General features: G+C 70.4%; 13 protein-coding genes and 1 tRNA gene. 2 read left to right on the forward strand and 12 right to left on the reverse strand.

The features are described from left to right. Positions 1–8 precede the first annotated feature (8 nt). On the reverse strand, positions 9–1,058 hold the full coding sequence (locus tag D7X96_RS02350; protein WP_121768862.1) for a carbohydrate-binding protein: 1,050 nt from the start codon (positions 1,056–1,058) through the stop codon (positions 9–11). A gap of 355 nt (positions 1,059–1,413) precedes the next feature. Between D7X96_RS02350 and D7X96_RS02355 the strand changes: the two genes are divergently transcribed. After that, entirely contained in the window at positions 1,414–2,400 is a 987-nt protein-coding gene (locus D7X96_RS02355) for a TerC family protein (RefSeq protein WP_120553113.1), read from the forward strand. Positions 2,401–2,497: 97 nt separating this feature from the next. Here D7X96_RS02355 and D7X96_RS02360 read toward each other — a convergent pair whose 3' ends face one another. The 7 genes from D7X96_RS02360 to D7X96_RS02390 all read right to left on the reverse strand — a co-directional run bounded on the left by D7X96_RS02360 (position 2,498) and on the right by D7X96_RS02390 (position 9,475). Then, positions 2,498–2,788, reverse strand: a complete 291-nt coding sequence (locus D7X96_RS02360; RefSeq protein ID WP_199747270.1) for a YacL family protein — start codon at positions 2,786–2,788, stop codon at positions 2,498–2,500. A 237-nt stretch (positions 2,789–3,025) separates the two neighbouring features. Next, positions 3,026–3,097: transfer RNA gene (locus D7X96_RS02365), tRNA-Val, on the reverse strand. A gap of 84 nt (positions 3,098–3,181) precedes the next feature. Beyond that, positions 3,182–3,466 (reverse strand): hypothetical protein, encoded by a 285-nt coding sequence (locus D7X96_RS02370; protein ID WP_120553111.1) that lies wholly within the window; start codon positions 3,464–3,466, stop codon positions 3,182–3,184. 14 nt (positions 3,467–3,480) lie between these two features. Beyond that, the gene (locus D7X96_RS02375; protein WP_121768863.1) at positions 3,481–3,906 is read right to left on the reverse strand and encodes an SCP2 sterol-binding domain-containing protein; all 426 of its coding nucleotides are present in this window, start codon (positions 3,904–3,906) and stop codon (positions 3,481–3,483) included. A gap of 9 nt (positions 3,907–3,915) precedes the next feature. Next, positions 3,916–5,541, reverse strand: coding sequence for an Hsp70 family protein (locus D7X96_RS02380; RefSeq protein ID WP_120553114.1), 1,626 nt, complete (start codon positions 5,539–5,541; stop codon positions 3,916–3,918). A 153-nt stretch (positions 5,542–5,694) separates the two neighbouring features. Then, entirely contained in the window at positions 5,695–7,740 is a 2,046-nt protein-coding gene (locus D7X96_RS02385) for an ATP-dependent helicase (protein ID WP_121768864.1), read from the reverse strand. Between the two features lie 46 nt (positions 7,741–7,786). Then, positions 7,787–9,475 carry a HEAT repeat domain-containing protein gene (locus tag D7X96_RS02390; protein ID WP_120552265.1) on the reverse strand — a complete coding sequence of 563 codons (1,689 nt, stop codon included), beginning with the start codon at positions 9,473–9,475 and terminating at the stop codon, positions 7,787–7,789. Between the two features lie 133 nt (positions 9,476–9,608). Between D7X96_RS02390 and D7X96_RS02395 the strand changes: the two genes are divergently transcribed. Next, positions 9,609–10,469, forward strand: a complete 861-nt coding sequence (locus tag D7X96_RS02395; protein WP_121768865.1) for a C40 family peptidase — start codon at positions 9,609–9,611, stop codon at positions 10,467–10,469. A 95-nt stretch (positions 10,470–10,564) separates the two neighbouring features. Here the strand turns inward: D7X96_RS02395 and D7X96_RS02400 are convergent, their stop codons facing one another. The 4 genes from D7X96_RS02400 to D7X96_RS02415 all read right to left on the reverse strand — a co-directional run bounded on the left by D7X96_RS02400 (position 10,565) and on the right by D7X96_RS02415 (position 15,523). After that, on the reverse strand, positions 10,565–11,761 hold the full coding sequence (locus tag D7X96_RS02400) for a glycosyltransferase family 2 protein (RefSeq protein WP_121768866.1): 1,197 nt from the start codon (positions 11,759–11,761) through the stop codon (positions 10,565–10,567). 154 nt (positions 11,762–11,915) lie between these two features. Beyond that, on the reverse strand, positions 11,916–13,817 hold the full coding sequence (locus D7X96_RS02405) for a zinc-ribbon domain-containing protein (RefSeq protein ID WP_279637347.1): 1,902 nt from the start codon (positions 13,815–13,817) through the stop codon (positions 11,916–11,918). Positions 13,818–13,826: 9 nt separating this feature from the next. After that, positions 13,827–14,207, reverse strand: coding sequence for a ComEA family DNA-binding protein (locus tag D7X96_RS02410; RefSeq protein WP_244219421.1), 381 nt, complete (start codon positions 14,205–14,207; stop codon positions 13,827–13,829). Positions 14,208–14,245: 38 nt separating this feature from the next. Continuing rightward, on the reverse strand, positions 14,246–15,523 hold the full coding sequence (locus D7X96_RS02415; RefSeq protein WP_120552260.1) for an aspartate kinase: 1,278 nt from the start codon (positions 15,521–15,523) through the stop codon (positions 14,246–14,248). Positions 15,524–15,668: the final 145 nt, after the last annotated feature.

Here is a 15,668-nt window from a genome sequence, read left to right on the forward strand (position 1 = left end):
CGGCCCGCCTAGGGCTGGATCTCCCGCACGCTCAGCCACTTGAAGTCCACGTCCGAGGCGTTGTCCCAGCGGAACGTGGCGATGGGGCCACCCCAGGTAATCGGCATGGCGCCCACGGAGCCGCCGCAGTGCTGGGCGTCACCGCCCCACTTCCCGTCGTCGGTCAGGTCGTAGACCTTCTTCCAGGTGACCTTGTCGGCGTTGTCGTTGAGGTACAGCTCCAGCTTCACGGCCTCGCCGCCATTCGCGCCCGGCACGTTGTGCATCACGGCCTTGAAGCCCACCCAGCGGCCCTTCAGCGCGGAGGCGGCCGGCTTGTACGGCGCCTGGTCGTAGGACACGTGCCACGTCTCCTTCTCCCAGCGCACGCGGCCGTCGTAGTGCAGGCCGCCCTTGTAGCTGCTGCCCTCGCAGCCGGAGTGGTTGTCGTTGTGCTTCCCGCCGCGCGCGTACCAGGCGAAGTTGTCCTGGTTGTTGTTCACCGCGTTGACCTTCACGAAGCCGGTCATCTCGATGTTCTTCCAGTCGTTCGGCGCCTGCATGTAGCCGCGGCTCGCCAGCACGTCGCGGTCGTACGTGGGGATCTGCTTCGCGTCGTAGCCGGAGGCCGGGAAGGCGCTCATGCGCACCTTCGTGCTCTTCATCTTCCAGGAGCCGTCCGCGTTGCGCGTGATGGTGCCCTGCGGATCAAACCGCTTGTCCGCGGCCGCGTTCTCCGCGAGCTCCCAGGCCTCACCGCCCGGCTTGGTCGGGTACAGCATCGTCACGCCAAAGCCATCCACGCCCGAGGGCGCGGGGGCCGGGGTGTCCTCCGGGGGCGCGGTGGGCGCGGGCGCGGAGGGCTCCTGCGGAGCCTCCGTCTGCGAGGGGACGGGCTCTGGCGTGCCCTCCGGCTCCGGCTCGGCGACCGGCGTGGGCACGCCCGGAGCGGGGCTGGGCGCGGGGGTGCTCACCTCGCCGCTCGGGTTCGTCGTGTCGCCTTCGGGGCTCGCGCCGCAGCCAAAGGCATGGAGCGCCAGCAGCAGCGCGCTGGACGTGAAGACAAATCGGTTCCGCATCGGGCAGGGGGTTTCCGTGCTCGGGGGCCTTCAAGACGGGCAGCGGCCGCGACGCCTTCGCCGGCGGCCCTCGTCACCCACGCTCCAAGCCTCCGGGCTCACGGGCCACGGGAGGTTCGAGCGCTCGGCTGTTCTCGATGGCCCGGTGAAAGCGTTCTTCAGCCGGGGTCTTTGCAAACCGCGGCGGAAGTGAACACTTCCCCTGGCGACAAGGGCCTCCAGAGCCCCCGGCCGGCCGTCTCCCCCATGCTTCCGTTTTCCCGAAGCATCGCGTCCGGATTCTCTATTTGCCGAAGAGTGCCCGCGCTCCTATTTGAGAGGGGTTGGCTCCCCGTGCCTTCCCCAGGTGAACGTCTTGGAATCCTTCCAAACCATCGGCAGCCCCCTCTTGTGGGGCGGCTTCATCGCGTTTGTCTTCGCGATGCTCGCGCTGGACCTCGGTGTGTTCCACCGCAAGGCCCACACCGTGAGCTTCAAGGAGGCCGGCGCCTGGAGCGCGGTGTGGGTGAGCCTGGCGCTGACGTTCAACGGCTTCCTGTGGTGGCGCTATGGCTCCGGGCCGGGGATGGAGTTCCTCACCGGCTACCTCATCGAGAAGTCGCTCTCCGTCGACAACATCTTCGTCTTCGTCGTCATCTTCTCCACGATGAAGGTGCCGGCGCTGTACCAGCACCGGGTCCTCTTCTGGGGCATCCTGAGCGCGCTGGTGCTGCGCGCGGCGATGATCTTCGCGGGCGTGGCGATGCTGGAGCGCTTCCACTGGCTCATCTACGTCTTCGGCGCCTTCCTCATCCTCACGGGCGTGAAGCTCTTCATCCAGCGCAACCACGAGGAGCACCCGGAGGACGGCTGGCTGATGCGCACCGCCCGCCGCGTGATTCCCTCCACGCCGAACTTCCACGGGCAGCACTTCTTCACGGTGGAGAACGGCCGCAGGCTGGCGACGCCGCTGCTCATGGCGCTGATGCTGGTGGAGGCGTCCGACGTGCTCTTCGCGCTGGACTCCATCCCCGCCATCTTCGCGGTGACGCGCGACCCGTTCATCGTCTTCACGTCGAACATCTTCGCCATCCTGGGCCTGCGCTCGCTCTTCTTCCTGATGGCCGGCGCGATGGAGAAGTTCACCTACCTGAAGGTCGGCCTGTCCGGAGTCCTCGTGTTCGTGGGCGCGAAGATGGCGCTGGTGGACGTGGTGCACCTGTCGCCGGCGGTGTCCCTGGGCGTCATCGCGCTGGTGCTGGGCGCCAGCATCGTGGCCTCGCTGGTGAAGGCCAAGAACACGCCGCCGCACGCGCCCAACGGTGAGAACGCGCCGAACACGCCGGCGCCCGCGAAGAGCTGACGCTCCAGCGGAACAGACTTTACGGCTGTGGGTCCCATGGGGTGTGGGGCTCCGGGCCCGGGCCCTCGAAGTGCATGGGGGTCCGGGCCTCTTTTTTTCAGTGGGCCCGGGACAGCTCCATGAACTCCAGCCAGGAGCGGATGGCGTCCTCGAACTCCTCCAGGGGCAGGTCCTGGGAGCGGCCGGGGATGGCCACCTCGCTGTGGATGGAGGCCCGCGCCCGGTTGAGCTCCAGGCTCCAGGTGTCGCCGGTGACGTCCCAGCGCTCCCTGCGTCCCTGCCGCAGTGACGCCAGCACGTTCAGCATCCCCTGCGCCCGGTTCGCGTCCGGCCGCAGCTCCTGGGCAAGGTAGTCCGCCAGCACGTCGTCGGGCGGCAGGCCACTCACGACCGCCCGTCCCTGCTGATCCCACGTGAATCGCAATGTCCTGGGCACGGACGTGAAGGTCGCACAGACGGTGGATCGCAGGCCACGACCCGCCCCCGTCGATTGCGCCGGAACCCGACACTGCGGCGCCGCCGCGTGCGGCAGCCAACGGGCGTCTCCGCCTCGCGAGCAGGCCCGTGTCGGACGCTGGAAAAGCGAAAGGCCGTGAGCCCCTGGGGACTCACGGCCTTTCTTGAGTGGGCGCGGCAGGTTTCGAACCTGCGACCCCTGCCGTGTGAAGGCAGTGCTCTACCGCTGAGCTACGCGCCCTGCTGTCTGCCGTCCGCCGCGCGACCCGTGCGCAACGAACGCGGCGGTAAATGCCATTCGCCTGCGCGAGTGTCAACGCCTTTTCTAGGAGGATTCTTCCGCGAGCTCCTCCAGCTTCGCGTCCAGCTCACGCAGCCGGCGCTTGAGGCCCGCGAGCTGCTTCCCCACGGCCTTGAAGTCCCCCTTCGGCGCGAAGTGCAGGGCCTTCATGACCTCTTCCTGTCCGCGGTCCAGGGCCTGCTTGCCGCGCTGGACGCGGCCAATGGCCTGGGCCAGGGCCAGGGCGCGCTTCTCGTCGGCCATGAGCTTCTCCATGGCCATGCTGGAGAGCCCCAGCGCCTGCTTCTTCAAGTCGTCCCGGATGCCCATGGTGGCGGTGTCTTTCAGGGACCGTCAGCGAACTCGGTCTTCAGCGCGGCGAAGACGCGGTCCGCGATGCCCTTGTAGCGCATGCGTTCGATGAGCGGCTGCAGGTCCCCCCGCATGGAGATGCGGCGCTTGAGCACCGCCTCCACGGGGTCCAGCGTGCCCAGGAGCAGCTGCTTCCAGACGGAATACGGCGCGCGGGCCAGGTACACCGGCTCCAGCTCGTCCAGGTCGTCCGGATCCGACAGCACGCGGGCCCGCTTGATGTCGCAGTCCCCGGGCTCCACGTGGATGACGAAGGGCTTGTCCAGCTTGCCCTTCTCCGCGTCGATGACGGCCCCGAAGTCGCCCTTCCAGCCCTTGCCGGCGATGGCGCACTCCGGATCTGCATTGGTCAGCCGGACGGCCTCGTCCAGCCACTCCTTCGACGGAAACTTCGGCATCGCGCCTCCCTACCCCCTGCGGAAGATGCTCTTGATGCTGGAGAAGAGCCCCCGGTCGTCGTTGCTCGCCCCGCTGCTGCTCGACGGGGCGGCCTGCGCGTTGCGCGAGGCGACTTCCTGCAGGGCCTTCTTCAACTGCTCGGGCGTGTCGCGGGTGGCCAGATCCACCTTGCGCGACATCCCGCTCGCGTCCTCCACCTGCACCTGGAGCAGACACTCCTCGGTGAGGCGGAAGTCGATCTTCCGGCCCGCGGCGGCGGCCGGCACCCGGACGGTGCCCAGGTATTCGTTGTCCACCATCAGGTCGCTGTCGCCCTGGTAGATGTCCAGCTCGATGAAGGACGAGCCCGGCTGCTGCGGCGGCGGCAGGCGGAAGCTCTTCACCATCGGGATCAGCGAGTTCTTCTCGATGATGCGCTTCACGCGGCCGTTGGGCATCGCGTAGCCAATGGGCATGGACAGCGCGTCCAGCAGCGTCACCGCGTCGATGCTGCCCAGCGAGTCGCCCAGGAGCGCCGCGCCCAGGGCCACGCACTCGTCCGGGTGCACGCCCTTGCGCGGGGCCTTGCCGAAGTGGGCCTGGATCTTCTGCTGGACCAGCGGCATGCGGCTCTGGCCGCCCACCAGGATGATCTCGTCGATCTCCGAGCGGCTGATGCCCTTCTCCGCGAGCACGCGGTCGCAGATGTCGAAGGTGCGGTCCACCAGGTCGCCGGTGAGGTTGTTGAGGTAGTCGCGGGTCAGCGGGATGCGCAGATCCAGCGGCTTGCCCTTGCGCTCTTCGATGTAGGGCAGGTCGATGACGACGTTGGGGATCAGCGTCAGGTCGATCTTCGCGGCCTCGGCGGCGTTCTTGATGCGCTGGAGGGCGATGGGGCTTTCGGTCAGGTCGACCTTGGTCTCGTCGCGGAAGCGCTCCAGCACGTACTCCATGATGCGGTTGTCGAAGTCCGCGCCGCCCAGGAACGAGTCGCCGCCCGTGGCCAGCACCTCGAAGACGTTGCCGGCCAGGTGCAGCACGCTGACGTCGAAGGTGCCGCCGCCCAGGTCATAGACGAGGACCTTCTGGTCCAGGCCCCGGTTGAAGCCGTAGGCCAGCGCCGCGGCGGTGGGCTCGTTGACGATGCGCTTGACGTCGAAGCCGGCCAGCCGCCCCGCTTCCTTCACGGCGTTGCGCTGGTTGTCGTTGTAGTAGGCCGGGACGGAGATGACGGCCGCGTCGATGGGGCCGCCCAGGAACTGCTCCGCGATCGTCTTCAGCTGCGACAGCACGAAGCTGGAGACCTGCGGCAGCGTGTAGAGCTTGCCGCCCAGGGTGACGGCGGTGTCCCCGTTGGCGTCCTCGACGATGTCGTAGGGGAAGTACCCCTTGAGGTCCTCGACGGCCTTCGAGTGGTACTTGCGGCCGATCAGGCGCTTGGTGCCCCAAAGGGTGTTCTTGGGGTTGGTCACCATCTGGTCCTTGGCGACGCCGCCGACCAGCAGGTCGTTCTTGGCGGACAGCGCGACCACGGAGGGCAGGATGAGGTTGCCGCGGTCCGTGGGGACGATCTTCGGGATGCGGTTGCGCACGGACGCCACCAGGGTGTTGGTGGTGCCCAGGTCAATCCCGACGATGCGAGGTCTGTCCGCCATGAAGGTCAACGTGCACGGCTCAGGGGGAGGCCGCGCCCGTCCTCACTCTCTAGCACGTCGAGCCGGCGCGTGCGCGTTTCTAGGCGGATGCTTCCTCCCTGACTGTAGTTCTGGCCAGCCCGCCCACCAGGGGGGCTGATGGCTGGGAGGGGCCTACAGGTCCCGGTCCGGATCCGGCCCCAGGTCGCGCAGGCGGATGGGCCCGTCGGGCTCCGGGGGCGGGAGGGCGTCACACACCGCGTCAGGCCCCACGGGCAGCTCGGACAGGAAGCGCGACGGGGTGAGCAGGAGCCGCCCGTCCTCCCGGGGCAGCGAGGTGTGGGGGTACACGAGCCACAGCGCCTCCCGGGCCCGGGTGACCGCGACATAGAAGAGCCGCCGCTCCTCTTCCTCGTTTTCCGGGTCGCGGGTGGCGAGCGACAGGGGGAAGCGCCCATCCGTGAGGCCCAGCACGAAGACGGTCCGCCACTCCAGCCCCTTGGCCTGATGGACGGTGGTGAGGGTGAGCACGTCGTCGGGGGCCTCACCGTCCAGGGCCGCCCGGGCGGAGAACTCGGCCACCAGGGCGATGGCGGACAGGAAGCGGGGCACGTCCTCGAAGCGGCCGGCGAACTCCTGGAGCTGGCGCAGGTCCTCCGCGTGGGAGTCCTCCGGACCCGAAGGCTCGCGCGCCGCCAGCACGTCCGCGAGCAGCGCGCCGGGGCTCCGGACGCCCTGGCCGGACAGGGTGGTCATCAGGGCCTGGAAGCGCTGGAACCCGGCCTGGGCCTTGCGCGGCACGTGGCCCTGGACGTCCGGGTGGGCCAGCGCGTCCGGGAGGGACAGCTCCAGGGGCAGCGCGGCCAGGGCGGTCCACAGGTGCTCCGTGCTGGCGGTGCCCACGCCCGGGAGCTTCCGCGCGAGCCGCTTGAAGGCCAGCTCGTCGTTCCGGTTGTGCGCCCAGCGCAGGTGGGCGAGCGCGTCCTTGACGTGGGCCTGTTCGAAGAAGCGCACCCCGGAGCGCACTCGGAACGGCACCCCGTGGCGCGTCAGCTCCAACTGGAGCTCCAGGGAGTGCAGGTGGGCGCGGTACAGCACCGCCATGGACTCCAGCCGGTGCCCCCGGGCGCGCAGCTCCAGGACGCGCTCGGCGATGAAGGCGGCCTGGGCCTTCACGTCGCGGGTGGGCACCACCTGGGGCACGGGGCCGGGCGCGGCGTCGGACACGAGTTCCTTGGGGAACTGGCGCGTGTTGCGCGCGATGACGGCGTTGGCCAGCCGCAGCACCTGGGGCGTGGAGCGGTAGTTGCGCGTGAGCGGGTAGATGCCGCAGCCGGGGTAGCGCTGGGGGAAGTCGATGATGTTGGTGAACGCCGCGCCCCGGAAGCTGTAGATGGACTGGCAGTCGTCGCCCACGACGGTGAGGTTCTTGCGCTCGCCCACGAGCAGGTCCACGAGATCGCCCTGGAGGCGGTTCGTGTCCTGGAACTCGTCCACGAGCACGCCCTGGAAGCGCCCGGTGAGCTCCGCGCGGACGGACGGGTGGTCCTCCAGCAGCCGCTTCAGGTGCGCGAGCAGGTCGTCGTAGTCCATCAGGTGCAGCTGGGCCTTGCGCTGCTGGAAGCGGCGCGCGGTGGCGAACACCTCCGGGGCCACGGGCAGCATCTCCCGGCGCCGGTCCACCAGCACCTGGGACACGGGCTGCTGGAGGTTCGTGGCCAGCGACACCAGGTCCAGCAGCGCGTCCGGGCGCGGGAAGCGCTTGTCGCTTCTGAGCTTCCGCTCCGCCAGGCACGTGGCCATCAGGTCGCGCGCGTCCTCGCGGTCCAGCACCGTGAAGCCGGTGGAGAAGCCCAGCGCGCCCGCGTGCTGGCGCAGCAGCACGTGCGCCGCGTGGTGGAAGGTGCCGCCCAGCAGGCTGCCCACGTCCGCGAAGCCGCCGGCCAGCTCCTCCACGCGGCGGATCATCTCGCGCGCGGCCTTGTTGGTGAAGGTGAGCAGCAGCAGCGAGGACGGCGGCACGCCCCGCTCCAGCATGCGCGCCACGCGGTACGTGAGCGTGCGCGTCTTGCCGGAGCCCGCCCCGGCGATGACGAGCACGGGCCCCTCCCCTGCTTCCACGGCCGCGCGCTGCTCGTCGTTGAGCGCGCCGTCCAGGTCCAGACGGCGCGCGGGCGCTCCGGAGGGGACGGCGTGGTTCAGCGGCAGGGGGGCGGCCATGGGGGGCTGGGACTCTAACCGCCGTCGCCGGGTCCGCCAGTCCGTCTCAGGGAGGGGTGGATCCAGCCAACCGGGAGGCCGCCGCGGCGCGGACCTCCGGGGACGGATCTCGCTCGCGGGCCAGCTCCAGCAGCAGCGTGCCCACGGGCTTGGGCAGCTTCGCGCTGGAGGCCTGCTGGAGCGCCTGGGTGCGCTCCTTCACGCCCTGCGACAGGCGCTCGGCGACCTGTTGATCCGCGCAGGTGCGCACGCCGGGGTGCTGCTGGCGCAGCAGCAGCTCCGCGTCCGCGAGCTTCGCCTCGGCGAGCCGGATGGCGTCCTGGGCGGTGCGCTCGAAGTCGGCCAGGTCCTCGGGGAACTCCGTCTTCTGGCCGCGGACCCGGGCGATGGCCTGGGCCGCGAAGCGCGCGTCCACCACCGCCGCGCAGAGCTGACGGGCGGACGCCAGGGGCACCCCACCCTCCGCGGACACGTTCTCCTCGCGCGCCGTGGTCTGCGCCCACACCGCGAGCTGCCGGGCCGCCACCGCCGAGGAGAACGCCTGCTGGCGCTGCTCGCGCAGCTGCACCCAGCGCCAGAGCACCAGCGGATCCGTGCCGCCGGATTCATAAACGCGCTGGTACTGGCTGGCGGCCTGCTCCACCTGGCCGCTCAGGTCCAGCAGCGCCGCCACGGTGATGTAGAGCTCCGGGCTGCTGGCGCGCTCGCGCAGGGACTCCAGGCGCGAGGCGACCTCATAGGCGGCCACCGGAGCGGGCAGCGCGGAGAGCACCGAGCGCAGCGACGACAGCGCGTTCTGACGGATCAGCGGGTTGCGAGCGGTGCGCAGCGCCTCCAGCAGCGGATCCACCGCGCGCACGGAGACATGCTGGCCCAGCTCCTCCGCCGCCTGCCAGCGGTCCAGCGGATCCGGCGCCACGAGCGCGCGCTTCAGGTCCTCCAGGTCGCGCAGGTAGTGGCCCGCCTGCATCGCGCGGGCGGCGGGCTCGGTGCGGGCCAGGGCGCCCTGCTCCGCGCGGGCCCGGGCCAGGCGCGCGGGGAAGCCCGTCAGCTTGGGCCCCAGCGGGTGGGTCTTCACCTTCGCCTCGGCCTCGTCCACCAGCCCGGAGACGAGCAGCCCCTCCACCTCCAGCTCCAGCAGCTTGACGCGGACCTCCTCGCGGTGCGCGCCCGCGGGGAAGTCGCGCAGGTACGCGAAGAGCTTCCCGGCGTCCGTGGCCTGGGCGAAGGAGGTGTCGTCCAGCTTGCGCTCCAGCTCCTCGCGGCGCGCGCCGGCGGCCTCGCCCTGGAGCAGCCGAGACACGCGCTGCGGGTCGGTGGTCGTCTGGAGCTCGCGCTCCTGGGCCGCCTGGAGCTTCGCGCGCGCCTCGTCGCGGTGGGCGCCGTCGGGGTGCTCGGCGAGGAACTGCCGCCACCCGGCCTCCGAGTCCGCCTCCTTCGCGACGTTGAAGCGCAGGCCCTCCAGCAGCGTCTGCGCCCGCTGCCGCTGCGGCGCGTCCGGGTACGTCTCCAGGAAGCGCTTGTAGGCGATGACCGAGTGCAGCCGCTTCGCCTCGTCGAACTCCAGGCCCTCGATGCGCCCCTGGGCCGTCGTCGCCTCCGGATCCTCCGGGTGCTCGCGCAGGAACTCCTGGTAGGCCTGGACGGTGTCCAGCTCGCTGGCGCGCTCGAAGGACGTGTGCGAGCAACCGGTGGCCAGGAGCACGAAGGCGAGGGCGCGGCGGAAGGTGGGCATCCCCTCCAGCAATACCCCACCCGTCCCCTGTCGGAAACCCGAGCCGTCCCGCCCGGTTGCCTGGGTGGTTTTCTTGCCTACACGCACCAGCGGAGGGAGCCTCTATCCCAGGACGCTACAGGACGAGGTGGCCATGAAGCTGGGCGCATGGATGGCGGCGATGCTGGTGATGACGACGGGCTGCGCGACCGGATCCCCCACGGGGGCCTGGGTGGCGTCGGATGCCGTGCGCTACCGCTCCGCGTCCCCTCCGGCCTTCCCGCGCGCCTCGCTGTCCGAGGAGGTGGCGGTCCGCAAGAGCGCCCCTGCGCCGAGCAAGGCCCCGGCTCCGCGCAAGGCGCCGGCGGTGGCGAAGGCTCCGAAGGCCAAGGCTCCGGCGAAGCCGCGCGTCACGCCCGCGAAGCAGACCGTCGCGGCCCCGGCGCCCCCGGCGAACCCTCGTGAGCGGGTGCTGGCCACGGCGCGCGGCCTCGTGGGCCAGTCCTCGGTGCAGGTGAACGGCAAGCGCTACCCCGCGGACTGCACGGCGCTCATCGAGGCCACCTACTCCCAGGCGGGCGTGAAGTTCCGGGGAACGATCAAGCCCGGGGACAACGGCGTCACCGCGATGTACCGCTACGCCCAGGCGAACGGCCGCGTGTACACGAGCGGGCGTCCCCTTCCGGGCGACCTGGTGTTCTTTCGCGAGACGTATGATCAGAACCGCGACGGCCGGCGCAACGACGGCCTCACCCACGTGGGGCTGGTGGACGGCGTGGACGCGGACGGCACCGTCACCGTCATCCACCGCGTGAAACGCGGCGTGGTGCGCTACCGGATGAACCTGGCGCGCCCCCACATGGCCCGCGATCCGAAGACGGGCGAGATCCTCAACGACATGCTGCGAAGCCCCGCCCCCGGCCAGCCGCACGTGCTCACCGGCCAGCTCTTCGCGGCGTTCGGCAGCGTGCTGCCCTCCGGCCCGGCGAAGCCCGTGGCGGTGGCGGCCCGCTGAAAAAGGAAAGCCCGCCGATTCCAGCCGTGCGCTTCCGGAACCAGCCGGAGCGCCGCGCGGGAACCGGCGGGCCTGGACTGCAAAGGCGTTGAAGCTCAGGTCGACGTGGACGTGGGCACGCGAGCGGTGCGGTCCCACGCGGCGCGCTGCGAGTTGCGCAGGAAGCGCCAGAAGCCCACGGCGATGGCCGCGTTCATGGTCACGAAGTAGTACGCGATGGACGTGGCCTTCTTCGCCGCGCCGCTCTTGAAGACGCCGGAGCGGCCCATGTAGGCCAGGGCGTAGAAGCCCAGCTGCGCGCCCAGCGTGAACCGGTAGAACATGCTGTCGAGCAGGAACAGGTTGGCCAGCAGCGCCAGCGCCATCAGCGCGGGAGCGCACCAGCGCAGCAGCTTGTGCGACCAGAAGGCGAACGCGGCGAAGCCGGCGGTGGGCAGCAGCAGCCCGGGCACGAGGCGCAGGCTCTGGAAGTTGCCCGCGGCGATGCGCGCGCGCCGGCCGAACTCCTTGCCGTAGTCCTCCGTCGTCTCCTCGTGGGCGACGGCGCCCTCCTCGTAGACGACCTTGTAGCCGCTCTCCAGGATGCGCAGCGGAATCACGAAGTCATCCACGATGGTGGACGGCGGCAGCTGCGTGAAGAGCGAGCGGCGGATGGCGTAGAGGCCGCCGTTGGCGCCCACCACCGCGCCGCGCCGGCCCTCGTACATCTTGATGAGGGACTCGTAGCTCCAGTACGCGCTCTCCTCGTAGTCCTGCTTCGTGGGGTTGTAGAGGCGCAGCTTGCCGCAGACGGCGCCAACCTCCGGGTCCTCGAAGTGACGGACGATCTTCTGGACCGCGTCCGGGTCGATCATCGTGTTCGCGTCCGAGAGCAGCACGATGTCGCCGTGCGCGGACGGGATGCAGCGGTTGAGCACCGTCGTCTTGCCGGCGCGCGCCGCGGGCGACAGGCGCACGCGCGGATCCGTGCACTTCTGCACGATGCCGTCCGTGCCGTCCGTGGAGCCGTCCGAGCCGATGACGACCTCGAAGCGGTCCGCCGGATAGTCCAGCGCCAGGCTGTTCTTCAGCTTCGACTCGATGCAGTCCGCCTCGTTGTAGGCGGCCACCACCAGACTCACCGAGGGAAGCGGACCGGCCTTGACGCCCGTGCCGGAGGCCGCACCCGAGCGCATCTTGCGCGCGTTCCGGAAGACCTGGGCCGCGCCCTCCAGGGCGAACAGGCTCAAGGGATAGAGAAAATACGTGTGCACGAGCGCCAGCGCCGCGCACCAGAAGAAGACCTCCGCCATCGACCACCCTCCCAAACCCGAGTCCTCGACGCCCGTGGACAAAGCAAGGCGCGTGCCTGGACGTTCAGAGGGACTTCAGGGCGAGAGAGCCAGCGAGCCCCCGGGACGGACTGGAGTTTCTCCAGGGTGATACGGAGGTGATCCGGTCAACGTTTCAGGGCGAGGCCTCGGCGGCGGGCGTCTGGGCGAGCATCCGCTTCGCCAGGTCGTGCTTGGGGTTGAGCGCCACCACCTCGTCCAGCAGCGTCCGGGCCGTGTCCGGATCCCCCTGGCGGATGGCCAGCCGGGCGCCCAGGACGTAGGCGCGCAGCAGGAGCCGATCCTGTGAGCGCAGCGCACCCAGCTCCTCGGAGACGGCCTTGAGGGTGGCGGCGGGCGAGCCGGAGCTGAGGGCGTATTCGGCGCGGGCCAGCACGCTCCAGGCGGGAGTGGGCTCCACCTGGCGCAGGCGCTCCGCGAGGGCCAGCGCGTTGGAGGCACCGGTCACCGAGGCATGGAGGGCCTGGGCCTTGAGGCGCGAGGCGACGGTGGCGGCGGGCTCCACGTCCGGAGCGGCCCGCAGCGTCTCCACCAGCGCGTCGAACTCCTTGCGCCGCGCGGCGATGTCGGTGCGCAGCGGCTGCATTTCGCGCTCGAGCGCGCTCATCTCCAGGCGAAGCGCGCGCGCCTCACCCATCCACTGCGGCGACGCCTTCGCGGCGGTGACGTCGTCCGCCTGGCGCTTGAGGGCATCCGCCTGGATGCGCAGCCGGTCGAACTCCGCGTGCAGGTCGGACAGCTGGAGGGCGTGGGCCACGGCCAGCTCGGCCTGGACCTCGGCGTACTTCGGGTGCGCGGTGGCCAGGGCCTTGAGGCTCTGGATGGCCAGTTCGCGCGAGGCCGCATCGTCGAGGCGCAGGCTCCGCACGGCCGCCTCCTTCTTCGACACGGCCTCCACGGGCATGGCGGAGTTGCGGTCGCGGAACGCGGGATAGGCCAGGTACCCGGCCAGGACGATGCCCGCGAGCACCGCGAGCACGAGGAGCACCCGGCTCAGCGTGGAAGCGCGCCGCGCGCCGTCCTCGATGACCATGGGCGCCGGGCGGGAGGAGGCGCCGAGCAGTTCTGGAGGAAGGTCGCCGGAGGGCCTGCGGGGAGGAATCGGCCGGTCCAGCCCGCCTCCGAGCAGCGACGCATTGGGATCCGGCGCCGCGCTCTTGGAGGGCTCGGTGCGGGCAAAGGGCGCGTCGTCATCGGGCAGGGAGACGGTCGAGGTCGGAGAGGAGGTCGCCCAGGGACTGGCGTCATGGCCTTCCGGAACGAGCCTGGCTCGCGAGCCGCTGGCCGCCGACCACGGCGGATCCGCGGGGTCGCCCGAAGGAGAGATGTTCTCGAAGGACCGGGAGGGAGCACTGGGCTCCGAAGCCGCACCAAACGCACGCGTCGAACCCGTGCCCGCATCGGCGGCAGGGTCCGGCACCGCGCCGAACGCACGCGTCGCTCCCCCACCCTCCGCCACGGGCCCACGCGCTGAAGCACCGGGCTCCGCGATCCGGAACGAACCCGAGGACGACGCGGAGACCGCGCCGAACGCGCGCGTCGTCGCGCCAGGAGCCGCGCCCGGCGCAGGCGGCTGGACCGGAGGCGCCCCGGCAGGAGCAGGAGCCCCCACCGCCCCGAAGGCCCGCGTCGAGCCCATCGCCGCCGGAGGCTGCGCACCGGGAGAGACTGGCGCGATGGACGGAGGCGGAGGAATCACGCCGGACGAAGCCAGCGCCCCCGACGGGGGCGTGGGCTGCGGAACGAACGACCCGGACGCCGTCGTCGATCCCGCGAACAGGTTCGTGGACTTCAGGCTGGAAGCGCCTTCACCGCCGAAGATCTGCGTGGACGATTGGCCGCCGGTCCGTTCTCCCCCACCCGCCGGAGGAATCTTCGGAGCGGGAGCCATGACGCCGTTGGGCGAAGCCATGAACACGTGGCCACACCGCGTGCACTGCACCGAAGCGCCGCTGGGCGGCAGGAGTCGGGCATCCAACGCGTACTGCATCGAGCAATTCGGGCAGGAGAGCTGCACCGGCCGTGCTTACCACACGCTCCCAGGAGGCGCCGCCGCGTCCAGCACGGTGGCTGCCCGAAGGGTCTCCAACTTGGCAGCACCCACGCCGGGCACCGCGTCCACGTCCTCCCAGGAGGAGAACCGGCCCTGCTCCTCGCGAGCGGCGACCAGCCGTTTGGCCAGGTCACGGCCTACACCGGGCAGCAGGGCCAGCTCGGACTCGGAGGCCGCGTTGAGGTCCAGCTTGAGCCCCAGCGCGAGCGCCCGAGCCCCCGTGGGCACCGTCCCCGGCCCACAGGTGGCAAGCCCCGCGGAATCCAGCCGCACGGACTCCGGAGGGCAGTCGAGCGCCGGCCGCGAATCCGGCCACCGCGCCCGGGCCGTGAAGCCCAGGGCGAGCAGCCCCAAGGACAGCGCCGCGAGCGCGGACGTGCGCCCGAACCGCCTCAGGCCTTCTGCCCCTGGAGCGCGTCCACTTCCGACACGGTGGGGTTGGCCTGCACGGGGGCCGGCGCGTCCAGCCCGAAGGCCGTGTGCAGCGCGCGCACCGCCAGCTCCGTGTACTTCGTGTGGATCACGCAGGAGGTCTTGATCTCCGACGTGGAGATGAGCTGGATGTTGATGCCCTCCTGGGAGAGCGTCTGGAACATCTTCGCCGCCACGCCCGAGTGGTTGCGCATGCCCACGCCGACGATGGACACCTTGGCGATGGCGTCATCCACCTCGAGGCCCGTGGCGCCCACGTCCTGCGCGGCCTGCTTCACGACCTCGTGGGCCTTGGCGAAGTCCGACTTGGCGACGGTGAAGGTGACGTCGGTGCGCCCGTCGCGGGACGGGTTCTGCACGATGAGGTCCACCACGATGTGCTTCGCGTCGAGCGCCCCGAAGAGCTTCGCCGCGGTGCCCGGCTGATCCGGCACACCGACCACGGTGATCTTCGCCTCGTTCCGGTCGTAGGCGACCCCTCGAACCAGCACGTCCTCCATGGATGCGTCCTCCTCGCAGACGAGCGTGCCCGGATCCTCGGTGAAGGAAGACTTCACCCACAGGGGCACCTTGTACTTCATGGCGAATTCGACCGAGCGGATCTGCAGCACCTTGGCGCCCAGGCTGGCCAGCTCCAGCATCTCCTCGTAGGTGATGCGGTCCAGCTTCTTCGCGGCCGGGCACACGTTGGGGTCGGTGGTGTAGACGCCGTCGACGTCCGTATAGATTTCACACGCGTCGGCCTTGAGCGCCGCCGCCAGCGCGACGCCCGTCGTGTCGGAACCACCGCGGCCGAGCGTGGTGACGCTGCCCGTCTCGTCCACGCCCTGGAAGCCGGCGACGACGACGATCTTCCCCTGCTTCAGCGCGGCGCGGATGGGCTCCGCGTCGATGCTCTTGATGCGCGCCTTGGAGAAGGTGCTGTCGGTGACGATGCGCACCTGGTGGCCGAGGAAGCTCACGGCCTTGCCGCCCTGCGCCTGGATGGCCATGGCGACGAGCCCGATGGACACCTGCTCACCGGTGGCGACGACGACGTCCTGTTCGCGCTCGTCGGGCCGGTCGGTGATCTGCGCGACCAGTTTGAGCAGGCGGTTCGTCTCACCGGACATGGCGGAGACGACGACGACAACGTCATGGCCGGCTTTCTGGGCGGCGAGGCAGCGGCGCGCGACGTTCTTCATGCGCTCGGTGTCTCCCACCGAGGTACCGCCGTACTTCTGGACGATGAGGGCCACGAGGTTTGCGACCTCCCTGCACGGACGGGCGCAGGCTATATGGGCGCCGGGGCCTGGGTGTAAAGGGCCCTCAACCTGCCTGCCGCGAATCCGCTAGCCTTCGTGGCCCAACGATTCCAAGCCGCATTCCCGGAGTAGCCAGAAC

It is taken from the genome of Corallococcus interemptor (assembly GCF_003668875.1).
GTDB lineage: Bacteria > Myxococcota > Myxococcia > Myxococcales > Myxococcaceae > Corallococcus > Corallococcus interemptor.